The 22,093-nt window shown below is 58.8% G+C and carries 20 protein-coding genes and 1 pseudogene; 19 read left to right on the top strand and 2 right to left on the bottom strand.

Annotated elements, in window-relative coordinates; genetic code table 11:
- Positions 1-89 precede the first annotated feature (89 nt).
- The 5 genes from BM063_RS14865 (at position 90) to BM063_RS14845 (ending at position 5,497) form a co-directional block, all read left to right on the top strand.
- A complete protein-coding gene (locus BM063_RS14865) occupies positions 90-830 on the top strand; it encodes a GntR family transcriptional regulator (protein ID WP_177199201.1) in 741 nt (246 codons plus the stop codon).
- A gap of 38 nt (positions 831-868) precedes the next feature.
- Positions 869-1,915 carry a BMP family lipoprotein gene (locus tag BM063_RS14860; RefSeq protein ID WP_092040762.1) on the top strand — a complete coding sequence of 349 codons (1,047 nt, stop codon included), beginning with the start codon at positions 869-871 and terminating at the stop codon, positions 1,913-1,915.
- Positions 1,916-1,999: 84 nt separating this feature from the next.
- Complete coding sequence (locus tag BM063_RS14855; RefSeq protein WP_092040799.1) at positions 2,000-3,505, top strand: ABC transporter ATP-binding protein; 1,506 nt, start codon at positions 2,000-2,002, stop codon at positions 3,503-3,505.
- Positions 3,502-4,572 carry an ABC transporter permease gene (locus BM063_RS14850; protein WP_092040759.1) on the top strand — a complete coding sequence of 357 codons (1,071 nt, stop codon included), beginning with the start codon at positions 3,502-3,504 and terminating at the stop codon, positions 4,570-4,572. The genes BM063_RS14855 and BM063_RS14850 overlap by 4 nt, the downstream gene beginning before the upstream one ends.
- Positions 4,565-5,497, top strand: coding sequence for an ABC transporter permease (locus tag BM063_RS14845; RefSeq protein ID WP_092040756.1), 933 nt, complete (start codon positions 4,565-4,567; stop codon positions 5,495-5,497). The genes BM063_RS14850 and BM063_RS14845 overlap by 8 nt, the downstream gene beginning before the upstream one ends.
- 32 nt (positions 5,498-5,529) lie before the next feature.
- Here BM063_RS14845 and BM063_RS14840 read toward each other — a convergent pair.
- Positions 5,530-6,783: pseudogene (locus tag BM063_RS14840) on the bottom strand (alkaline phosphatase family protein); the annotation flags it as partial.
- A 12-nt stretch (positions 6,784-6,795) separates the two neighbouring features.
- Positions 6,796-7,086 (bottom strand): hypothetical protein, encoded by a 291-nt coding sequence (locus BM063_RS14835; RefSeq protein ID WP_092040749.1) that lies wholly within the window; start codon positions 7,084-7,086, stop codon positions 6,796-6,798.
- A gap of 173 nt (positions 7,087-7,259) precedes the next feature.
- Here BM063_RS14835 and yfmF point away from each other — a divergent pair, with 173 nt between their 5' ends.
- The 14 genes from yfmF to BM063_RS14765 form a co-directional block, all read left to right on the top strand.
- Positions 7,260-8,552 carry an EF-P 5-aminopentanol modification-associated protein YfmF gene (gene yfmF / locus BM063_RS14830; RefSeq protein WP_245752298.1) on the top strand — a complete coding sequence of 431 codons (1,293 nt, stop codon included), beginning with the start codon at positions 7,260-7,262 and terminating at the stop codon, positions 8,550-8,552.
- On the top strand, positions 8,539-9,825 hold the full coding sequence (yfmH, locus tag BM063_RS14825; RefSeq protein WP_092040744.1) for an EF-P 5-aminopentanol modification-associated protein YfmH: 1,287 nt from the start codon (positions 8,539-8,541) through the stop codon (positions 9,823-9,825). The genes yfmF and yfmH overlap by 14 nt, the downstream gene beginning before the upstream one ends.
- A 51-nt stretch (positions 9,826-9,876) precedes the next feature.
- The gene (ymfI, locus tag BM063_RS14820) at positions 9,877-10,629 is read left to right on the top strand and encodes an elongation factor P 5-aminopentanone reductase (RefSeq protein ID WP_092040740.1); all 753 of its coding nucleotides are present in this window, start codon (positions 9,877-9,879) and stop codon (positions 10,627-10,629) included.
- An 89-nt stretch (positions 10,630-10,718) separates the two neighbouring features.
- A complete protein-coding gene (locus BM063_RS14815) occupies positions 10,719-10,973 on the top strand; it encodes a DUF3243 domain-containing protein (protein WP_092040737.1) in 255 nt (84 codons plus the stop codon).
- Between the two features lie 183 nt (positions 10,974-11,156).
- A complete protein-coding gene (locus BM063_RS14810) occupies positions 11,157-11,921 on the top strand; it encodes a DUF3388 domain-containing protein (RefSeq protein WP_092040734.1) in 765 nt (254 codons plus the stop codon).
- Positions 11,922-11,960: 39 nt separating this feature from the next.
- Entirely contained in the window at positions 11,961-13,106 is a 1,146-nt protein-coding gene (locus tag BM063_RS14805; RefSeq protein ID WP_092040731.1) for a helix-turn-helix domain-containing protein, read from the top strand.
- 36 nt (positions 13,107-13,142) lie between these two features.
- Positions 13,143-14,366 (top strand): helix-turn-helix domain-containing protein, encoded by a 1,224-nt coding sequence (locus BM063_RS14800; RefSeq protein WP_177199200.1) that lies wholly within the window; start codon positions 13,143-13,145, stop codon positions 14,364-14,366.
- A 110-nt stretch (positions 14,367-14,476) separates the two neighbouring features.
- Positions 14,477-15,811, top strand: coding sequence for a helix-turn-helix domain-containing protein (locus BM063_RS14795; RefSeq protein ID WP_177199199.1), 1,335 nt, complete (start codon positions 14,477-14,479; stop codon positions 15,809-15,811).
- A gap of 133 nt (positions 15,812-15,944) precedes the next feature.
- Positions 15,945-16,847 (top strand): helix-turn-helix domain-containing protein, encoded by a 903-nt coding sequence (locus BM063_RS14790; RefSeq protein ID WP_092040721.1) that lies wholly within the window; start codon positions 15,945-15,947, stop codon positions 16,845-16,847.
- Between the two features lie 80 nt (positions 16,848-16,927).
- Complete coding sequence (gene rimO, locus BM063_RS14785) at positions 16,928-18,253, top strand: 30S ribosomal protein S12 methylthiotransferase RimO (RefSeq protein WP_092040718.1); 1,326 nt, start codon at positions 16,928-16,930, stop codon at positions 18,251-18,253.
- Position 18,254: 1 nt separating this feature from the next.
- A complete protein-coding gene (pgsA, locus tag BM063_RS14780) occupies positions 18,255-18,839 on the top strand; it encodes a CDP-diacylglycerol--glycerol-3-phosphate 3-phosphatidyltransferase (RefSeq protein ID WP_092040715.1) in 585 nt (194 codons plus the stop codon).
- Between the two features lie 69 nt (positions 18,840-18,908).
- Positions 18,909-20,162, top strand: a complete 1,254-nt coding sequence (locus tag BM063_RS14775; protein ID WP_092040711.1) for a competence/damage-inducible protein A — start codon at positions 18,909-18,911, stop codon at positions 20,160-20,162.
- Positions 20,159-21,742 (top strand): DEAD/DEAH box helicase, encoded by a 1,584-nt coding sequence (locus BM063_RS14770; protein WP_092040707.1) that lies wholly within the window; start codon positions 20,159-20,161, stop codon positions 21,740-21,742. Before BM063_RS14775 ends, BM063_RS14770 begins: the two co-directional genes overlap by 4 nt.
- A 93-nt stretch (positions 21,743-21,835) precedes the next feature.
- Positions 21,836-22,093: transposase (locus BM063_RS14765; RefSeq protein ID WP_143085384.1), on the top strand; the 258-nt coding region annotated here is incomplete at its 3' end.

The raw sequence follows: 22,093 nt of genomic DNA, 5'->3' as shown, positions 1-22,093 counted from the left end.
TACTGGCCAAAAGCCACCGGGCATGGTATAAAAAAGGATGGGGTGACCCTCGGTTTTGGTGCTGCCGGAAGGAGGCTGATGCCACGAGTATGGAGGAAAGTTCCTGCGTCGAACGATTGAGGGAGATGTTGAACCGCGGTGTCTGGGCGGAAGGGGAGCTTCTTCCGTCGGAATATGAATTGGCGCGGCAGTTGGATGTCAGCCGGAGCGAGATTCTGGAGGCGCTTATGGTTCTGGAGGAGGAAAAGTACCTCGTCCGCCACCACGGGATCGGGTGGGTAGTCGGTGCCCGTCCGGTTTTTTCTATCCGGTTGGAAGAGCTGATCAGCGTTTCCGATATGATCACCCGTTCGGGCTGTTCCGCCGGTACGGTCTTCTTGGACGCTTCCGTCGAGAAACCGGATCCGTGGCTCAGGGAGCTGTTGAAACTGGAGCCCGGGGAGATGGTTTTTCGACTGGAGCAGGTCCGGACAGCGAATGGGAAACCGGTGGTTTATTGTTTGGACAAGTTTCCGGCTTCGATGGCTGAAGATTTCCATCCCTGTGAAAGCGATTTTCTGTTTCAGCTTTTTGAAAAGGCGGGAAGGCGCGTCGTGAGAGCCCGCACCCGCGTGGAAGCGATTGGATACCACGAGAGGATTTCCTCCCTTCTGTGCAGTCCTCCGGAGTCGTCGCTCCTGATCCTGCGCCAGCTTCATTATGACGGGCAGGATCGTCCGGTCCTGTTTTCCTCCCATTATTTCCGCTCCGATCAATTCTCCTTCCAGGTGGAGCGAATCCGCCCGGCAGGAACGGTTGTGAAGGATTTGGAGCTGATCGGGGAAAAATGAGGATGAGTTCGTTTCCAATGCCAAGGGGGTCAAGGGATTTGAAAAGGAAAAACTGGATTTCTGTATTGTTATGCGCATTGCTTGTCCTTACCGCCGTAGGTTGCGGTTCCGGCCAGCAGGAACAGGGGGGTCAGCAAGGCGCTGACCAGGAGGCGTTCTCTGCCGGGATGGTGACCGATACCGGGGGTGTGAACGACGAATCCTTCAACCAGACCGCCTGGGAAGGGATGAAGCGCCTTCAGAAAGAGCTGGGCGTGAATGTGAAATACCTGGAATCCAAACGGGATGCGGATTATGTTCCCAACCTTTCGCATTTTGCCCGGGAAGGGCGGGACATCATCTGGGGGATCGGATTCAAGTTTGAAAACGTGATCCCGCAGGTGGCCAAGCAGTTCGGCGATGCGAAGTTCGGCATCGTGGACAGCAATCTCGGGGGCAACATTCCGCCCAACGTGGTGGCGGTCACCTTCAAGGAACATGAAGGTTCCTTCCTGATGGGAGTCATCGCCGGTTTGATGACCAAGACGGATAAGGTGGGCTTTATCGGCGGGATCTCGTCTCCGCTGATCAAAAAGTTTGAAGTGGGCTTCCGGGCCGGCGTCCAGGCGGCCAACCCCGATGCGGAGGTGAAGGTGGCCTACGCGGAAAGCTTCGACGACGTGGCCAAGGGCCGTTCGCTCGCCCAAAACATGTACAACAGCGGCGTCGATGTGATCTATCACGCCGCGGGGGGAGTCGGCAAAGGGCTCTTCAACGAGGTGAAGACCCGGGAAAAAGGAAAGTACTGGGCGATCGGCGTCGACATGGATCAATCTTCCCTGGCTCCGGATCATACGCTCAGTTCGATGATCAAACGGGTCGATGTGGCCGTTTTTGAAGTGACCAAACAGGCGAAGGAGAACCAGTTCCCGGGCGGAAAAGAAGTGGAGCTGGGACTGAAGGATAACGGCGTGGGCATCGCCGAGACGACCAGCAAGCACGTTCCCGAAGACGTGCTGAAAAAAGTGGAAGAGTTCAAGCAGAAAATCATAAAGGGAGAAATCAAGGTACCCTCGACGGAAGAAGAATTGAAGTCCTTCAAGTGACACCGATGAGGCGGGGGCTAGCATAAGCTAGCCCCTTTCTTGGGCGACCGACCGAAAGGGGGGAGAAAATTGTTTGTGGTAGAGATGGAAGGAATCACCAAGCGATTCGGCGCCTTTGTCGCCAATGACGGTATCGATCTGCGCGTGAAGCGGGGGGAGATTCACGCGCTGCTCGGGGAAAACGGCGCGGGGAAATCGACGTTGATGAACATTTTGTTCGGGTTGTATCAGCCGGACGAGGGGAGCATCAAGATCAACGGAAAGCCGGTGACCATCAGCGATCCCAACGAGGCGGTCCGCCTGGGCATCGGGATGGTTCATCAGCATTTCATGCTGGTGGAACCCTTTACGGTGACGGAAAACATCATCCTCGGCAAGGAACCGCGCCGACTGGGGTTTCTGGACCTGAAGCGGGCGGAGGAGGAGGTTCGCCGCCTGTCGGAACAGTACGGACTGCAGGTGGATCCCCGGGCGAAGATCCGGGACATATCGGTGGGAATGCAGCAAAGGGTGGAAATTTTGAAGACCCTGTACCGGGGGGCGGACATCCTGATTTTGGATGAACCGACCGCCGTGCTGACTCCCCAGGAGATCGACGAATTGATCGAGATCATGAAACGGCTGGTACGGGAAGGAAAGACGATCATCTTCATCACGCACAAGCTGAAGGAAATCATGCGGGCCTGCGATACGGTGACCGTGATCCGGAGAGGGAAGATGATCGATTCGCTTCCTGTGTCCGAAACCGATGAAAGCCGTCTGGCCGCCCTGATGGTGGGACGGGATGTTTCCTTTACCGTGGAGAAGGCTCCGAGTCAGGCGGAGAAGGCGGTTTTGGAAGTGGAAGGATTGGTGGTGAAGGACAATCGGGGGCTGGATGCCGTCCGCGGACTCGATCTGGAGGTCCGGGCGGGGGAAATCGTCGGGATCGCCGGAGTGGACGGCAACGGCCAGTCGGAGCTCCTGGAGGCGATCACCGGTCTGCGGCGGGTGGAGGCGGGGGTCGTCCGACTGAACGGAAAGGATGTGACGAACCGAAAAACCCGGGACATTCTCCGGCGAGGCGTGGGACACATTCCCGAGGATCGGCAAAAGCGGGGGCTCGTACTGGATTTTTCCGTCGGAGAGAACATGGCTCTCATCACCTATGATCAGTCTCCCTTTGCCCGGGGAATCCGTCTCCGCTACCCCGAAATCTTCGCCCACGCCCGACGCCTGATCGAGCAGTTCGACGTCCGGACCCCGGACGAGCGGACGGCGGCCCGGGCGCTGTCGGGAGGCAACCAGCAAAAGGTGGTTATCGCCCGGGAAGTGGACCGGGACCCGGATCTGTTGATCGCCGCCCAACCGACCCGCGGACTGGATGTGGGCGCCATCGAATTCATCCACCGGCGGCTGATCGAACAGCGGGACAAGGGGAAAGCGGTGCTGCTTATCTCTCTGGATCTGGACGAGATCATGAAACTGAGCGATCGAATCGCCATCATCTGTGAAGGGAAAATTGTCGGCTGGGTGGATCCCGAAACGGTGACCGAGGAGGAATTGGGGCTCATGATGGCCGGCGGGAAGGGGGAAGGAGCGAAATCATGAATCTCTTTGTTCGCGCCAATCGGCAGTCGCCGCTGCTTTTGGCCGTCGTTTCGGTTCTGCTGGGAATGCTGGTGGGGGCCGTCCTCATGGTGCTGGCCGGTTATGATCCGGTGCGGGCCTACAGCGCCCTGTTTCGGACTCCCTTTACCCAGTCCTTCGACATCGGGGAGACCATCCGAACCATTTCTCCGCTCATCATGACCGGTCTGGCCGTCGCCATCGCCTTCCGGACGGGGCTTTTCAATATCGGGGCGGAAGGACAGTACATCATCGGACAGCTGGTGGCCATCATCGTGGCGCTGAAATTGCCCCTTCCTCCGGTGCTGCACGCCTTGGTCGCCATGATCCTCGGAGGTCTGGCCGGCGCCCTGTGGGCGTTTTTGCCGGGGCTTTTGAAGGCGACGCGGGGAGTTCACGAGGTGATTTCCACCATCATGATGAACTTCCTCGCTTTCTATCTGTCCAATTTCCTGGTCCGGTCCTGGCTCAGCAGCGGAGCCGATTCGACGCCGATGATTCCGGAGTCCGCTTCCATCCGCTGGGATGTTTTGACGGGTGTCTTTGCCAATTCGCGGATTCATCTGGGGATTTTTATCGCGCTTCTTCTCGCCCTGTTCATGCATTGGATGCTGTGGAGGACCACCGTCGGCTTTGAATTCCGGGCGGTGGGCCTGAATCCGCACGCGTCGCAGTATGCCGGAATGAGCGTGCGGCGGAGCATCATCCTGTCGATGATGATCAGCGGTTCCTTCGCCGGTCTGGCGGGTGCCACCGAGATGCTGGGGACCGACGAGTATTTGACGATTCTCACCTTTTTCAACGGGCTGGGCTTTGACGGCATCGCCGTCGCCCTGCTGGGCGGAAATACCCCGTTGGGCGTGATTTTGGCCGCCGTCCTCTTCGGGATCTTGACCTACGGCGGCGGGACGATGCAATTTGAAGCGAACGTTCCCTTTGAAGTGATTCGCGTGGTGTTTGCGGCGATCATTCTGTTTGTGGCCGCCAATGTCACCGGTTGGATCGTTGAGCGCTTCCGGCGGGAAAGGAGGGTGAAAGCAGATGCCTGACCTGACGGCCTTGATACACTCGGCGGTGCTTTATTCCACCCCGCTCATCCTGGCGGCCATCGGCGGGCTGTATTCGGAACGGTCCGGCGTGGTCAACATCGCCCTGGAGGGATTGATGATCATCGGCGCATTTACCGCGGCGGTGATCACCCTCTTGACGGGGAGCCCGTGGATCGGCCTCGCGGCGGCGATGGTGGCCGGTGTTCTCATGGCGGTTCCCCATGCCGTGGCTTCGATCACCTTCAAGGCGGATCAGGTGGTCAGCGGGGTGGCGATCAATTTTCTCGCCCTGGGGCTGTCGGTCTATCTCGTGAAATATATGTACGACGGAGCCGGCAAGACGCCGACCGTCCCGGAACTGTTCCACCAGGTGCCGGTTCCCCTTTTGAGCGACATCCCGGTGATCGGCCCGGCGCTGTTCAATCAATTTCCCACCACGTACCTGGCTTTTCTGGTGGTGATCGCCACTTATGTGGTGCTGTATCACACCCCCTTCGGCATGCGGCTGCGATCGGTGGGCGAGCACCCCAGCGCCGCCGAGACGGCGGGGATCAACGTGATCCGGATGCGCTACATTGCCGTGATGATCAGCGGGGCTTTGGCGGCCGCCGGGGGAGCCGGATTGTCCATCGCCATCGGCAGCGAATTCGGGCAGACGACGGTCTCGGGGCAGGGCTTTATTTCCCTGGCGGCGCTCATCTTCGGAAAGTGGCACCCCTTGGGAGTGCTGGGGGCGGCGATCTTTTTCGGCTTCTCCGTCTCCCTAGCGCTGATCGGTCAAATTTACGGATGGACGCAGGTCGTTCCAAGCGAAGTGCTGAGCATGTTGCCCTATGTTCTCACCCTCCTGGCCCTGGCCGGTTTTGTGGGCAGGTCGGAAGCGCCGGCCGCCGTCGGAAAGCCCTACGAAAAGGGCGGGCGGTGAGCACGAAAGAAGCCCGGAAAGCGGGCGGGCGTTCAATTTTTTGCGCCCGGCCCCGGTCGCTTTCCGGGCTTCTTTTTTTCCTCGAGGAGGGTCAGGATCCACGCCTTCAGGTCGACGATGCGGCGGTGGGCGGGCCGGACCGCCGTGCCTCCCGCGATCAGGGGCACAAGCATTTCCCGGCGCTTCAGGGAGCCGTGACTTCCGCCGCCCGGATGGCCCGGGGAGGTGCCGTAACGGAACTCGTATCCGGTGCGGGCGGTGACGAGGAGGCAGGGGCTCCGCTGGGCGCCCGCCGCTCCCAGGAGCTGCCGGAAGGCGTCGGGATAAGCCCTGAATCCGACGCGCTTTTTTGCCGGATCGACCTGAAGGTCGAGGACGCCCGGGTTTCCCGAAAAGGTCCAGGAGGTTCCGTAGGGATCGGTCCACGGCCCTCCCTTCCGGAACCGAAGGATCCCCTTGCGGCTGCGGACGGTGATCATCTCCCCGTCCCGATGCACCACCAGGTCGACGCCGGGGTGCGAAAGAAGCCGCCTGATGACGGGACGGATCCGCACGGAGGAACGGATCGGATAGAGAATCGCCAGCTGTTCGTTGGGAGCCACCACAAAGTCGTATTCGTCCGGTTGCAGGCGGGAACCCGGGGGAAGGAGGCGGAAGCCTTCCAGGATCTCTTCCAGCCGGATTTGATGGCCTTCGTCCTCTTTGACCGGGACATGGCCGCTGTCCCCCATCAGGATGAAGATGTAGCGGTCGAGGGCCCGCTCCCAGCAGCCGAAGGAGGAGAGGAGGTCGGACAGCCGGCGGTCGATTTCCAGGAGATGACGCCGGTGGCCGGGGCCTTCTTTGTGCACCTTTTTATCCAGGTCGGACAGGTAGGCGATCAAAAAATCGGGCGGAGGATTCCGGTGAAGCCACCGCCTGGCGATTTGCCAGGTGTCGGGATCGCGGAAGGCGTTTGCGCTGAAAAAGGTTCCGACGCCCGGTTCCGACAGGATGGGCCCCAGAGCCAGCAGGTCGGGGCCTTTTAAGGTCCGTTCAAGCAGGGGCGCCCGGTGTGTGACGAATCCCCGGTGAACCAGGAGATTGATCGAGCCGGATCGGAGGCCGGCCCTCTTCAGGGTTTCGTGGATGGTGGAGACGCGGGGACTGAGGTGTTTTTGATTCAAATCTTCCAGCACCCACTGCAGGGTGGTCGAGGGTCCCTGTTTCCACACGGAGCGGGGGGAGTCCCCGTAGTTGATGACCCGGCGGGAATCGGGGTCGTACCAGACGAGGGCGGGGACGCGGTGTTCATCCGGTTAGGCGCCGGTGAGCAGGGAACTGTCGATCACCACGCTCATGGACGGGAAGACGCTGATGACGTCATCCCAGTAGAATCCGCGATCGATGAGAAACGGAATGGCTTTCAGTTTGCCTTCCCGGAGAAGTTCGTTCAGGGCCTCCGGCATCAGGGAATCGACGACAAAAAGCGCCGCGCCCCGGGGCGGGGAAGGCGACGGCTCCGGCGATTGGAGCGGTTTTGACGCGCGAACGGGGATCAACAGGAAGGTCAAAATCAGGGTGAGGAGGATGGACAGCAGGTTGCGCAACGGCGGTCCCCCCTTGATGAGGTATCCTCTGATAGTATGACCGGAAATGGGGATATTACCTGAAGGCGAAAAGGGGGATGTCCAACCGTTTCGCTCCCATTTTGGTTGGTCTATAATGGAAAGAGGCGTTGTCATTTCACATCCGGGGAGTGTGTGAGAAGGAGGGTATCGGCGTGGGAGTGTCGCCTTTCGAGACGGTATCGATTGGAAATGTCCGCGTTCACGTCTGTTCGACGGAGAAATTTAAGACCACCACCATCGCCGCCATGATCCAGCAGGAGCTGAAGCCGGAGACGGTGACGAAGACCGCATTGCTGCCGAGCGTGCTCCAGCGCGGAACGGTTTCCTATCCGTCCACGCTGCAGTTGAAGCGGAAGTTGGAGGACCTTTACGGAGCCACCCTGCACACCGAGGTGTTCAAGCGGGGAGAACGCCACATCATGCATGTGGGGCTGGAGATCGCCAACGGCCGGTATCTCTCCGAGAGTCCGAAACTGCTGAGGGAAGGGACCGCCTTTCTGATGGAGGTGCTGACCCGTCCCGTGACCGAAGACGGGGGATTCCGACGCGCTTACGTGGAGGCGGAAAAGAAGAATCTGAAGCAGAAGATCGAAAGTCTTCTGGATGACAAGATTCGCTATGCCGCCCAGCGCTGCATCGCGGAGATGTGCAATAAGGAGCCCTTCGGTCTGTTCGTCTACGGTCGGACAGAGGATCTTCCAGGGATCGATCAGCACAATCTGTATACATATTATCGCCAGGTGATTGAAACCCGTCCGATCGATTTCTTTTTCGTGGGGAACGTCTCCGTCGATGAAGTGGTCTCGCTGGTGCGGGAGATGTTTCCATACGCGGAGGGGGAGCGTCCTGCCGTCGAGGTGAAACGGGAACAGCCGGCCGTCGACCGGGTCAAGGAAGTGGTGGAACGGCTGGATGTGATTCAGGGGAAGCTGAATATGGGCTGTCGCACCGGGGTGACGATCCGGGATGACGATTACGTTCCCCTTTTGATGTATAACGGAATCCTCGGCGGTTTTCCCCACTCGAAACTGTTCCTAAACGTGCGGGAAAAGGCCAGCCTGGCCTACTACGCCTCTTCCCGGCTGGAGAGCCACAAGGGCATTTTGACCATTCAGTCGGGGATTGAAATCGCCAACTATCAAAAAGCGCTGGACATCATCCGGGAGCAGCTGGAAGCGATGCGGAAGGGAGAGATTTCCGACCGGGAGCTGAGCCAGACCCGGGCCACCTTGTCCAATCAACTGCGGGAACGCCAGGACCGCCCTTACGAGCTGATCGATTTTGCCTACCATTCCATCCTGAGCGGAAGGGATTGGACGCTCGATCGTCTGCTCAAGGGAATCGGCGAAACGGGCATGGAGGATGTGTGCCGGGTGGCGGAACGGGTTCAGCTGGACACCATCTATTTCTTGCGGGACAAGGGGGATCAAAATGGAGCGAATTGAGCATTCCCAGCTGGGGGAGATCCTGTATCGCGAAGAGCTTCCCAACGGACTTCAGGTTTACGTATTGCCCAAGCCGGGCTTTTTCAAGACCTACGCCACCTTCACCACCCATTACGGTTCGATCGACAATCATTTCCGCCCCCCCGGGAAGGAAGCGATCCGCGTTCCCGACGGGATCGCCCATTTCCTGGAGCACAAAATGTTTGAGGAGGAGGACGGGGACGTCTTTCAGCGCTTTGCCGCCCAGGGGGCGTCGGCCAACGCGTTCACCAGCTTTGACCGGACGGCTTACTTGTTTTCCAGCACCGACCGGGTGGAGGAAAATTTGACGACCCTGATCGATTTTGTCCAAAATCCCTATTTCACCGAGGAAGGGGTGGAGAAGGAGAAGGGGATTATCGGCCAGGAGATCCGGATGTATGACGACAACCCGGATTGGCGAGCCTACTTTGGGTTGATCGAAAGCCTTTATCAGCGGCATCCCGTGCGGATCGACATCGCCGGAACGGTGGAGTCCATCTCCAGAATCACCAAGGACGCGCTGTATACGTGTTATGAGACCTTTTACCATCCCGGCAACATGCTTCTGTTCGTCGTCGGCCCCGTCGATCCCGAAAAGATCTTGGACCTTGTGAAGGAAAATCAGGCGAAAAAAACCTTTGCCCCTCCGGGAGAGATTGAACGGTTTTTCCCGGAGGAGCCGGAAGAGGTCGCCCGCCGTCGACATGAGATTCGGCTGAGCGTGGGAGTTTCCAAGTGCCTGTTCGGGTTTAAGGAGCCGAGGGTCGGCTTGACGGGGGATGACTACCTGAATCAGGAGACGGCCACCTATGTGGTGTTGGAAGCCCTGTTCGGGCCCGGCTCCGACCTGTACCAGTCGCTGTACGACGACGGTTTGATTGATGAAAATTTCAGCTTCGATTATTCCCTGGAAAGGGGTTACGGATTTTCCGTCATCGGCGGGGACACGCCGGATCCCGACGCCTTGATCAAGCGGGTGGAGGAGGAAATCCCCCGCGTTCTGGACAAGGGGATTCCGGAGGAAGTCGTCCACCGCATCCGCAAGAAGCGGTTGGGTCAGATGCTCCGGGCCCTCAACTCGCCGGAATGGATCGCCAATCAGTTCACCCGTTACCGCTTCAATCAAAGCGATCTGTTCCGCGTGGTTCCCGTGTTGGAGAAGCTGACACCGGAAGAGGTCAACCGCCGCCTTCGCGAACACGTGGATCCGGACCGGATGGCGGTTTCGATGGTGAAGCCCCTTGGCCAATGACCTGCGGGCCGGTGTCGGATGCCCCGGGCTCGGAAGGCGGGAGGTGGGAGGATGGCGAAACCCCTCGCGGGCCAAGCGGCTTTGATCTCAGGGGGAAGCCGCGGGATCGGCGCGGCGGTGGCCCGTCGGTTGGCGGAAGCCGGCGCCGATGTGATGGTGATGTACCGCACTTCCCGGAAAGCGGCGGAAGAGGTGGTGCGAAGTTGCCGCGAGCAGGGGGTCCGGGCTTTGGCGGAGCAGGGGGATGTCCGCGTCTATGAGGATGTGGAGCGCGTCGCCCGGCATGCGTCCCTGTATTTCGGCCATCTGTCCCTTCTGATTCATTGCGCCGGCGTGGCGGGGAAGGGACTGGTTCAGGATGCGGATGATGAGGAGTATGACCGGGTGATGGATACCCATGTGCGGGGGGCCTTTCATCTGGTCCGGGCGGCGCTTCCGAAGTTGTTGGCACGCCGGTACGGCAGGATCATCCTGCTTTCCTCGATCTGGGGAGAAGCGGGGGGATCCGGGGAAGTATTGTATTCGGCGGCGAAGGGAGCGATCAACGGGTTGACGCGCGCGCTGGCCAAGGAACTGGCCCCCTCCGGAATCAGTGTCAATGCCGTGGCCCCGGGAGCCATACGGACGGACATGCTGACGGAGCAGTTGTCCGAGGAGGAGATGGATGAGCTTGCGGAACGGATTCCCGCCGGCCGCTTGGGGACGCCGGAGGATGTGGCTTCGCTCATCTGCCATTTGTGCCTTCCGGAATCGGGCTACATCACCGGTCAGGTGATCCACGTAAACGGCGGCTGGTATCCGTGATTCCGGCGGGGTCGCCCTCCTGCATAAGGGAAAGGGGAAATGATCATATTACACTTAGAGCGAGCCAATATGCAAAGGAGGCGCGACCCGTGTCCATCTTGGATAACTTTCAGGATTGGAAAAACTTTTTGTCCGAACGGATAAAGCAAGCGGAGAAAATGGGCATGAGCCAGGAAACCATCCAGAATCTCGCCTACGAAATCGGGGATTACCTGGCCAGGGACGTGGAGCCGAAAAACGAAGAGGAACGTTTGCTCCGGGATATGTGGAACGCGGCGGATCAAAACGAGCAACGCGTGATGGCCGGATTAATGGTGAAAATGTTGAATGATGGAAAAAAATAAGCCCATATTTTCCCATTCAAACGAAACGCCCCGTTACGGGCGTTTCGTTTATGTTACAAAAGGATTTCATTCGCGCTCAGGGTTTTGCTCAGCTAAAGGCGTGTGGTATACTATATAGCGAATTAGCGGGATATTTGGCAATTCGACTGAATATTTGACAGGATTTGACGAAAGGTGTCTCGAATGATAGATAATATGTGGTATCTTGAATATCACATACATAAAAACCGCCCGGGGCTATTGGGGGATATCGCTTCCCTCCTCGGGATGCTGTCCATCAACATCTTGACCATCAACGGAGTCGAGGACCGGCGGCGCGGGATGTTGCTCAAAACCGACGACAGGGAAAAAATTCACGCCCTCAAACACATCCTGAACCGGGTTGACAATATCACCATCACCGCGCTTCGCCCTCCCACGTTGTTGGACCGCATGGCGGTTCGCCACGGCCGATACCTGGACCAATGCCTGGAGGACAAGCGGACTTTCCGCTTCACGCGGGACGAGCTGGGGCTGCTTGTGGATTTCATGGCGGAATTGATGAAGAGGGAAGGACACCAGCTCATCGGCGTGCGGGGAATGCCGAGGGTCGGGAAAACGGAATCGATCGTGGCCTCCAGCGTTTGCGCAAACAAGCGGTGGACCTTTGTCTCGTCCACCCTGCTCCGCCAGACGGTGCGCAGTCAACTGGCGGAGGATGAGATGAGTCCCGACAACGTGTTCATCATCGACGGGATCGTTTCCACGCTCCGTTCGACGGAACGTCACCATGCGCTGGTGCGCGAAATCCTGCAAATGGATGCCACAAAGGTGATCGAACATCCGGACATCTTCATCCGCGAGACCGAGTACACACTGGAGGATTTCGACGTGATCATCGAACTCAGAAATCACCCTGAGGAAAAAATCGATTACGACGTGCTGGATTCCGATTTTGCGGCTTTTTGACGCAGGTTCAAAATCGGGGAGAGACGAGGAGTGGGAATTATGGAGATCGGAACTCAGTTGAGGCGGGCGAGAGAAGCGTTGGGGTTGTCGTTGGAGGACGTGCAACAGCAGACGAAAATCCATGCGGAGTACCTTCATGCCTTGGAAAATGACCAGTTCGATTCGCTGCCGAGCCCCTTTTACGTGCGCGCCTTTCTCCGAACGTATGCGCGGTGCCTGGGGATGGACCCCCAGGTCCTTCTGGAACGCTATGAACGTCTCAATCAAGGGGGAGCCCACCCGACGGCGCGGTTTCGGAGGGTCCGCCCGGAGCCGGGCGGTGGATTGCGGAGCAACACCGGCCGATTCCGGACCGTTTCCACGAATGCATCCCGGCCGAATCCCCATGGAGCGGCCCCGTCCGAGCATTCGAGCCAGCAGTCGGGTCCCGCGGGCCCGTCCCAGCACACGGTTTCTTACCGTCCGCCTCAGGACACCGGACATTTTCATACGGTGCAGATGGATGCGGTCACCGGTCGGGAACGGGCAGTGCGCGAGGAGACGCGCCCTTCCGTCTCTTCCCGGTCCTCTGCCGTCTCCCAGCAGACTGGGCGTTTCCGGAGCGGAGCGTATCCGATCGTCAAGGCGGAGGGACAAGCACTTCCGCCGCAGAAAAGGCCCAGCAGACCTCCGATTCCGCCGCAGGAGGCCAAAGGGAAAAAACGGGGCGGGATCTGGATGGGTGTGGCCGCCCTCGGCGTCCTTCTCCTGGGTTCGGGAGCCTGGTACTGGACTCAGCATATGAACGCTTCCTCCAATGTTCCCCGGGAGCAATTCAATCCCGACGACGGGCAGACGGGCAACGGAACGGCTGCCGCACAGCAGACGAACGCGCCTGAGCTGGTTCTCAAGGAAGTGGATTCCGGGTTTCCCGGCGATCTCTATGAGTTGACCAAAGCCAACGAGATTGTCCTTGAGGTGAAAGCGACCCAAGGGGAGAGCGTGTTCCTCTACGGGGAAAAACCCGACGAACCCGAAGAGACCTACACGATGAAACTGGGAGACGCCCGGACGGTGAAAAAGGACAAATTCTTGTGGTTCCGGCTGACGGTTCCCTCTGCGGTGCAGATTCGGGTAAACGGCGTGGAGATCGATACGACCGCCCAGGATGTGGCGAAAAGTTATCGCATTCAGCTGAAAAAGTAATCATCGGATGGAACAGCATTTCGGGAGGTGGGCTGGGTGTCGGAGGATATCGGATACCGGCTCAGACGGGCCAGAGAGGCCCGCGGCCTGACCGTGGATGAGGTGGCGGATCGCATTCGAATCAGGAAAGAGTATGTGCTGGCGATGGAGCAGGGACAGTTCGACGCCCTTCCCAGCCCATTTTACGCCCGCTCCTATCTGCGCACTTATGCCCATTTCCTCGGGTTGGACGCATCGGCCATCTTGCGGGAATACCGGGAACAGGCGTCGGAGCAGGAAAAGGCGGAGCGCCCCTTCTCCCGCGGTTGGGATCGGGAGCCGCGGCGACCTTCGATGGATACGAGGGGATATCGCCAATGGCCCTTGCCGGAAAGGGAGGAACGGCATCATCCTGACCGGGCGAGAAGGGGGGCAGCGAGGGGATGGGAGAAGGCGTCCCCTCCCCATGAACCGAAGCGGCCGGAAAACATCTCTTCCCGGTCCTCCTTTTCAAACGGACGGACGCAGGGCTGGGAGGGCGCTTCCCGGGAAAGTTTTCCCGGCGCCGAATCGTTTCCCGCCAATCCTCCCTCGGCCCAGCCTTCTTCGCACCTGACAAGAACTTCAAGAAGCTTTTCGAGGTCCAAGGATGCGCTGTTGCGCGGTGAGACCGGGCATCCCCGTTCGACCGAACCGGTTGAAAAGCGCGCCTTGCCGCCCGCGGTGGTGGATGAAAGCAGCGGACAGGCCGAAGTGGTTCCCCACCTCTCCCGGCGCCGAAAGGCGGCGTCGAAGGAAAAGGAAGGAACCTTCGCCAAATGGTATAACCGCTTTCTCATCGCCGGCACGGTTCTTCTGATTCCTGCCGCTCTGGCCGTCGGCATTTTGATCTGGGGAGAAGAAGAGAAACCCATCAGTGCCGGGGACCGCACCGAGGTATCGGCCGACGGTTCGGAGGCGGGCAAGAAGGAGCCCATCTTATATCCCACGGAAACCAGCAAAAACGGTCCCGATCATTTTGAACTGACCCAAGCGGACAAGATTGAGCTGAAAATCGATGCGGAGGGCGAGTGCGGGGTCGAGATCCGAGAGGAGGAAGTGGGCAAGAAGCTGAAAGAGGTCACCATCAAACCCGGTTCTCCTCCCTTTGCCTACGAGTCCGACAAAGAGGACTTGTGGGTCGAGCTGAAACCCTCCAAGAATGTGAAAATCTCGGTCAACGGAAAAAAAGTGGGCGAATATAAGAAACAAAAAGTGGTTCACATCCGTTTGGTGAAATGAGCTCCCGATCCAGGGGGCTCTTTGACATTGGGGATCGCAGCAGGTTATACTCAAACAGGAAAGAGACGAGCGATTTGTTGGGGTGGCTCAATCCATGGGAGGTGTGCCGGGTGTCTCTCGAGATCGGTCTCCGGCTGAAGGAAGCGAGAGAATCGCTGGGTCTTAGCATACAGGATATTCGGGATAAAACCCGCATTGAAATCGGATATTTGATGGCCCTTGAAAACGGGGAATTCGACAAATTGCCGAGCCCCTATTTCGTGCGCACTTGCATACGCCAATATGCCAAGTGCGTCGGTATCGAACCGCATCACTTGCTGAAAAAATATCGCCCGATTCCTGGTGAGTCCGGATCTCAGGACGCGGTGAAAAAACGGAACACGGATCGCCAGAAGGCGGTTCAGGATCGATCCCGCTTCACGTCGACGCATCCCCGCATCTCCCCCCGCGGAGAGTCTGGCGACGCCCTTGAAGGGGAGGGGGGGAGCCGGAGTTTCACGCAGCGGACCATGCGCATGGAATCGCTGTCGCAGAGGACCAACGCGAAACCGGGAACCGGGCATTCCCCCGGAGATGCGGATTCCTACGGATCTCCCTCCCGGAGGGAGTTTTTTTCCGACACGGATCGGGTTTCCGGCGATCCGACAAAAAGCCGGGACACGGGTCGGCAAAGGGCGATACAGGATCTTTCCCGCACATCAAAGTTTTCCCGCCTGTCATCCCGGGGAGAGCCCGATGCGGCCGGTGAGGCGCGGGAGGGAGCGGACAGATCCGCGGAGCGGACCATGCGCCTGGAATTGAAGAGGGGATCGGGAGCCGGGTACGTTTCGGGGGACACCGATTCGCCCGACGAGGAGCGGGAATCCCCGTACCGTTATTCGATGGAGCGATCCTCCCGTTCCCGCCGTTCGGAGAGAGCCCAGGAAGGAGAAACCAGCCGGAAAATCCGCCGGATCGGCATGGTCGCAGGGATTGCCCTGTTGATTCCCGCCGCGGCCTGGGGGGCATATGCTTTCCTGAAGGATGATCCGCCTGCGGAGACGCGCTCGGCGTCGGAACAAAGCGATCCGGATAATGTGAACGCTGAGCCGCTTCCCCAGGAAAGCGATTCCCCTGAAGACGAAGGAAAAGAGGCCGAGGTGTCGCTGGTGGAGAAAAGCGGCGGAGTGGCTCATTATCAAATCACGGCCACGGGCGAGCTGTCGGTGGAAATCGGACCGGCCGCCGATGTTTGCTGGGTGCAGATCCGCGAACAACCGGAAGGCGGAAAATATCTGAAGGATGTGACCCTTAGGAATAACGAGACCTATAAATACCAGCACCCGGCAGACGGGTCTTCCAATCTGTACATTGAGTTTGGGGCGCCGCAGGCAATTAAACAAATCAAGGTGAACGGACAGCCCATCGAGGCTTCCAAGATGATCCGCATCGAACGGTCCGAATAGAAAGCGGAGAATCCAGGGGCAGGGTGCGCATCCCTTTCCACGGCGTTTCATCGAGTTCCCTGCCCCGTGAGTTTTTCAGGGCCCGTGGGCCTTGCGGTGGGGAACGGGACGCAAGGTCGGGAGGTGTCAGTCCATGTCCAATCCAGCGGAAGAGCTGAGGCGGGCGCGGGAAGCGGCCGGTCTCAGCCTGGAGGATGTTGAGCGAAAGATCCGCGTGCAATCCCGCTATCTGAAGGCCATCGAAGAGGGAGACTATTCCGCGTTGCCCGGACATTCCTATGCCCGGGCGATCATACGCGCCTACGCGCAGTGTCTCGGAGTTTCTCCGGATCCGATTTTGCGCTATTTCGAGGAGAAATCACAGATTATCACCGCCGGGGCCTCCAAACGCTCCCTGCCGAGCCGGAAGGAGCGGCACGCGAGGAAAGAACGGGCGAAAGTCGGAAAACCGTCCCTATTGAAAGTCATTTCCTCCAAGCCATTATTGTTTGGCGTCATATTGCTGATTCTTCTGTCGGGCGCTTTATCCACGCTTTATTTTTTCGTTTTCTCCGGGAGCGCTCCGGAAGGCGGCGAGTCGGCTTCCGCGGAAGCGTCGCAGGAGCCGGAGGAGGCTTCTCCTTCGGAGGAGAGCGGTTCGTCCCGGGCGGCTTCTATGTCCGGGGAAGGAAGCGACGTGTCGCTCCGGCTGGTGAAGACGTCGGAGTCGAACAAACACGGCGACGAATATGTTATCGGCAATGCGGACGAGGTGGTGATCACCATCAAAGCTTCGTCCGAAAGCTGGTTTCGCGCACGGGGAGGGGGGCCGACCGGTTCGGTGATGAAGGACGGTTACATTCAGGCGGGCCAAACGGAAACCTTCACCCACTCCGAATGGATCTCCCTGCATCTGGGCAAGCCGGACAAGATTGAACTTAAGGTCAACGGATATCTGGTGGACACGAAGGAGCAGAAAGAGGCTCAGACATACCAGTTCCGGCTGGACAAGAAGGCCGGTGAGAAGAAGGATGAGGATAAGCAGAAGACGACCTAGCTTTTTGACATGCCGAATGGGCATCGTATATACTTACGGAAGAATGTCAGAGATGGTGCCCATTTTTTGGAGGAAATGCGATGCCGGAAAAAGTTGCGATTGTCACGTTGGGATGCGAAAAGAATCTCGTGGATTCTGAAATCATGTCGGGACTGATCGATCAGCAAGGCCACGAGCTGGTGGAAGATCCGAACGACGCCACCGTCGTGATTGTGAATACATGCGGATTCATCGATGCCGCCAAGGAAGAATCGATAAACACCATTTTGGATTTGGCGGCGCTGAAGGAAACGGGACGGGTGAAATGTTTGATCGTTTCCGGGTGTTTGGTCCAGCGCTATAAAGAGGAACTGATGAGGGAGATTCCGGAGATTGACGGAATCGTGGGGACGGGCGATTTTGCCAGGATCGCGGAGGTGATTGCCCAATCCGTTTCGGGTCGACGGCCGGTGTTTGTAGGCAACCCCGTTTTTTCGTATGAACGGGCTCTCCCGCGAAAGCGGTTGACTCCCCGCCATTTTGCCCATGTCAAAATTGCCGAGGGGTGTGACAACGCCTGCACTTTTTGCAGTATCCCCATCATGCGCGGAGCGTTTCGCAGCCGAAGCATCGAAAGCATTGTGCGCGAGGTGGAGCAGTTGGCTGCGGAGGGGGTGCGGGAGGTGATCCTGATCGCTCAGGACACCAGCAACTACGGAGTGGATCTGTATGGATCTCCGGCCCTCGCCTCCCTTCTGAACCGCGTTTCCGAAGTGGAAGGGATACGCTGGGTTCGCCTTCATTATCTCTATCCGGGTGCTTTCAACGAAGAGCTTCTGGAGACGATCGCTTCCAACCCGAAAATCTGCAAGTACATCGATATGCCCCTGCAGCACAGCGAAGATCGCATTCTCAGGCGCATGCGCCGTCCGGGCAGGCAGCGCGACATCCTGTCTTTGATCGAGCAAATTCGCGCCCGCATTTCGGATGTGGCGATCCGCACTTCGATCATCGTTGGGTTCCCCGGTGAGACGGAGGAGGATTTTGAGAACCTGCTCCGATTCGTGCGGCAGGTGGAGTTCGATCGTTTGGGGGTCTTCACCTATTCCAACGAAGAAGGAACGCCCGCATCCCGGCTGCCCGACCACGTTCCGGAGGAGGTCAAGGAGGAGCGGGCCCACCGGCTGATGGAATTGCAGCGCCGGATTTCAAGCCGGCGGAATCAGCGGCATGTCGGACGGGATTTGGAAGTGTTGATCGAATCCTACGATGGGCGGAACGATGTTTATTTGGGACGCACCCAGTATGACGCCCCGGAGATCGACGGCGAGGTGTTTGTCCGCGGTCAAGGGTTGCCCATCGGCGAAGTGGTTCGCGCCCGGATCACCCATTCATTCGAATTCGACCTCGCGGGGGAGGTTCTCTGACGTGAATCTGCCCAACAAGATCACGCTGGCCCGCATTTTTCTGGTTCCGGTGGTGATGTTTTTCCTTCTGGTCCGGTTCAATCTCGGCCAGTTTCAGTTCGGGCAAGGGGTGATCACCGTCAGCGAGATCATCGCCGCCCTGATCTTCATTCTGGCCGCCGTCACGGACGGGCTGGACGGATATATCGCCCGGAAACGGAAGCTCGTGACCAATTTGGGGAAACTGCTGGATCCCCTGGCGGACAAGTTGCTGATTTCCGCAGCGCTGATTTCGCTGGTGGAGATGCAGCGGTTGGATGCATGGGTGGCGATTGTGATCATCAGCCGGGAGTTTGCGGTAACCGGACTGCGCATGATCGCCGCCGCCGAGGGCCAGGTGATTGCCGCCAGCCCCTGGGGAAAGCTGAAGACGATCGTCCAAATCGTCGCCATCGTCGCCCTGATGATCAACAATTTTCCCTTTTCGTCCTTCGCCTTTCCCTTTGCGGGAATCATCACCTGGGCCGCCGTGATCATCACGGTCTGGTCCGGTGTAGATTATTTCATTAAAAATTGGAAGGTCATCCGCTTTTCCAAACACCGGTGAGGGCCAGCCCCCGCCGGGCGGCGGGGCTCCGCCCTTTTCGTCATCCGATCGGAAAAACAGGAGGGTTGTATGCGCGGCGAAATCATTGCGGTTGGAACGGAGCTGCTTCTGGGTCAAATTGTGGACACCCATTCCGCCTATCTCTCCCGCGAATGCGCCGAGCTGGGAATCAACGTGTATTACCATTCCGCCGTCGGAGACAACCGGGAACGGCTGAAGGAGACGCTCCGTTTGGCCGGATCCCGGTCCGATCTGGTTTTGATCACCGGGGGACTCGGTCCCACCGAGGACGATTTGACCAAGGAAGCCCTTGCGGAGGTTTTGGGGCTTCCCCTCGTCCCGCATCCGCCGTCCATTGCCCGGATGGAAGCCTTGTTCGCCCGCTTCGGCTCGTCGGTTCCCCCCGGCAACTACAAACAGGGCTTGGTGTTTGAAGGCGCGACGGTTTTTGAAAACCGCAACGGAACGGCCCCGGGCATGGCCGTCACGCACGAAGGCACCACTTACGTGCTGATGCCGGGCCCCCCCGGAGAACTGATTCCGATGTTTGAGGAGGAAGTGAGGCCTTTCCTGCTCTCCCTTCTGCCCGGCGATGAAGTGATCATCTCCCGGGTTTACCGCTTTTTCGGGATCGGAGAATCCCATCTGGAGGAACGCCTCAAGGATCTGATTCAAAACCAAAGCAACCCGACCGTCGCTCCGCTGGCGAAGGAGGCGGAAGTGACCCTGCGCTTGACCGCCAAGGCCCGCGACGCGGATGAAGCGGAGAGGCTGATGGAACCCGTCCGCCGGGAAATCATGAAGCGGGTGGGCGGCTTTTGTTACGGGGAAGGGGAATTGTCGCTGGAGGAGCTGGTGGTCCGGCGTCTCCTCGATCGGAAGAGGACTCTGGCCCTTGCGGAAAGCTGCACCGGCGGCTTGATCAGCCGCATGCTGACGACGGTGCCGGGAAGCAGCGGAGCGGTGAAGGGGGGCGTGGTCAGTTACACGCCGGATGCGAAGGAAGGGGTTCTGAAAGTCCCCTCCGGGGTGATCGAGCGATACGGGACGGTCAGCATGGAAACGGCCCTCGCCATGGCGGAGCGCGCGAGGGAGCTTTTCGGTTCCGATTTGGCCGTCAGCGTGACCGGTGTGGCGGGTCCGGATCCGGTGGAGGACAAGCCGGTGGGACTGGTGTACATCGGTTGTGCGGAAGAGGGGCGACCCACCCGCGCGTACCGGCTCCGTCTCGGCGGGAACCGCCAGGGGATCCAGTTGCGTGCGGCAAAATATGCACTTTTCATTCTACAGGAACGATTAAAGAAAGGTGAAGCTCAGACATGAAGCGTTTCGACATGTTTGACTTGGATCCGGCGATCCTGCGCGGAATCGCCGACATGGGCTTTGAGGAACCGTCCCCGATTCAGGAGGAATGCATCCCGCTGGTGTTGCGAGGAGAGGATGTGATCGGCCAGGCGCAGACCGGAACGGGAAAAACCGCCGCCTTCGGCATTCCGGTTCTGGAGCGGATCGATCCCCGCCGCCGCGAGGTGCAAAGCCTGATTTTAGCCCCCACGAGGGAGCTGGCGATTCAGATTTCGGAGGAGATGCGAAAAATCGGTCGGCTTAAGAGGGTGAGAACCCTTCCCATCTACGGCGGGCAGTCGATCGGACGGCAGATCAAGGCGCTTCAGCAGGGTGTCCACGTGGTGATCGGGACGCCGGGACGGATTTTGGATCATCTCCGCCGGGGGACGCTGAACCTGAGCCGTGTGGAGATCATGGTTCTGGATGAAGCGGATGAGATGCTGGACATGGGCTTTATCGACGACATCGAAGCGGTGATGAAATATTTGCCCGAACATCGGCAGCTCCTTCTCTTTTCCGCCACGATGCCCCCCGCCATCCGGCAGCTGGCGAAAAAGTATATGCGGAAACCCCGCTATGTCACGGTCAGCCGCGGCGAAGTGACCGTGCCCGTCATCGAACAGGTGTATTATCGGGTGTTGGAGAGCAACAAGCTGGAGGCGCTGTGCCGGATTCTGGACAGCGAGGACATCGATTTGGCCATCCTCTTTTGCCGGACCAAAAAGGGAGTGGATGAACTGGCGGAAGCTCTTCAGGCCAGGGGATATCTGGCCGGGGGGCTGCACGGCGACCTTCCCCAGCAGCAGCGGGATCGCGTGATGAGCGCCTTCCGGAAGAAGGAGATCGAGCTCCTGGTGGCCACGGATGTGGCCGCGCGGGGGATTGATGTGGGAAACGTCTCCCACGTGATCAACTACGACATTCCCCAGGACACCGAGAGCTATGTGCATCGCATCGGCCGCACCGGGCGGGCGGGCAGGACGGGAGTCGCCCTCACGCTGGTCACTCCCCGGGAGATGAAGCAGCTCCGTTCCATTGAGGAAGGCATTCATCAGCGGCTGGAGCTGCGGGAGGTTCCCAGTCTGGAGGAAGTGGCCGAGAAGCAGCAGCAGGCGTGGATCGCCCAGGTCGAGGAGACGATTCGGTCGGAGAAGGATTTCTCCCTGTTCCGGGAAATGGTGCGGGAGTTGACGGCCCGGCACAGCCCGGAAACCGTCGCGGTCGCCGCGCTGTATCTGGCCTTTGCCGATCGGCTGACCGAAAGTGCGGATTCCGCCTACGATTTCGGCGAGACGGGGGCCGCGCCCGGAATGGTTCGCTTTTTTGTGAACCTGGGACGCAACGCCAACATCGGCCCCCAGGAATTGGTGAAAATGATATCGGAACAGGCGGGGATTTCGGCCAAACAGGTGGGGCGGATCAACATTTACGACCGGTTTTCCTTTGTGGAGGTTCCGAAGGAAGTGGCCCCCTTTGTTTTCGAAGCTCTGCGCCAATCGAAAATCAACGGGGCGAGGGTCAATCTCGAACCGGCCCGTCCCCGCAACCGTTCCTGAAAAAGGGAAAACACCCTGCCGGTAGTGAAGTGCACCCCTTAAAGTAGACACAGGAAAACACCCCTGTGAAAATTACTTTAAGGGGTGATTTTCGTGGCAAGAAAAGGACAGAAATTCAAGACATATAGCTTTGAACTGAAAAAGAAGGCAGTGGAAATGAGGCTTCAGGGCATTCCCAAGGCAAAGATTGCTGAAGAGCTGGGGATTCAAGAGGTGGGGCGATTAAAGATCTGGATGCGGAAATACCGGGAACAGGGCGATTTTGGGCTAATGGAGCACAGAGGGAGGCGGAAAGAGTACAAGGACCTGGAACGGGAAGTCAAAAGGCTGCGACTGGAGAATGATGTCCTA

It is taken from the genome of Planifilum fulgidum (genome assembly GCF_900113175.1).
GTDB classification, from domain to species: domain Bacteria; phylum Bacillota; class Bacilli; order Thermoactinomycetales; family DSM-44946; genus Planifilum; species Planifilum fulgidum.
Note: the sequence above shows the minus strand (reverse complement) of the source record. Positions and strands in the feature narration are given on the sequence as shown.

Coding starts and splice junctions, on each gene's coding strand:
- BM063_RS14865 (WP_177199201.1), top strand. CDS start 90: ATGGAGGAAAGTTCCTGCGTCGAACGATTGAGGGAGATGTTGAACCGC.
- BM063_RS14855 (WP_092040799.1), top strand. CDS start 2,000: ATGGAAGGAATCACCAAGCGATTCGGCGCCTTTGTCGCCAATGACGGT.
- BM063_RS14850 (WP_092040759.1), top strand. CDS start 3,502: ATGAATCTCTTTGTTCGCGCCAATCGGCAGTCGCCGCTGCTTTTGGCC.
- BM063_RS14845 (WP_092040756.1), top strand. CDS start 4,565: ATGCCTGACCTGACGGCCTTGATACACTCGGCGGTGCTTTATTCCACC.
- yfmH (WP_092040744.1), top strand. CDS start 8,539: ATGGAGCGAATTGAGCATTCCCAGCTGGGGGAGATCCTGTATCGCGAA.
- ymfI (WP_092040740.1), top strand. CDS start 9,877: ATGGCGAAACCCCTCGCGGGCCAAGCGGCTTTGATCTCAGGGGGAAGC.
- BM063_RS14810 (WP_092040734.1), top strand. CDS start 11,157: ATGATAGATAATATGTGGTATCTTGAATATCACATACATAAAAACCGC.
- BM063_RS14805 (WP_092040731.1), top strand. CDS start 11,961: ATGGAGATCGGAACTCAGTTGAGGCGGGCGAGAGAAGCGTTGGGGTTG.
- BM063_RS14790 (WP_092040721.1), top strand. CDS start 15,945: ATGTCCAATCCAGCGGAAGAGCTGAGGCGGGCGCGGGAAGCGGCCGGT.
- rimO (WP_092040718.1), top strand. CDS start 16,928: ATGCCGGAAAAAGTTGCGATTGTCACGTTGGGATGCGAAAAGAATCTC.
- BM063_RS14775 (WP_092040711.1), top strand. CDS start 18,909: ATGCGCGGCGAAATCATTGCGGTTGGAACGGAGCTGCTTCTGGGTCAA.
- BM063_RS14770 (WP_092040707.1), top strand. CDS start 20,159: ATGAAGCGTTTCGACATGTTTGACTTGGATCCGGCGATCCTGCGCGGA.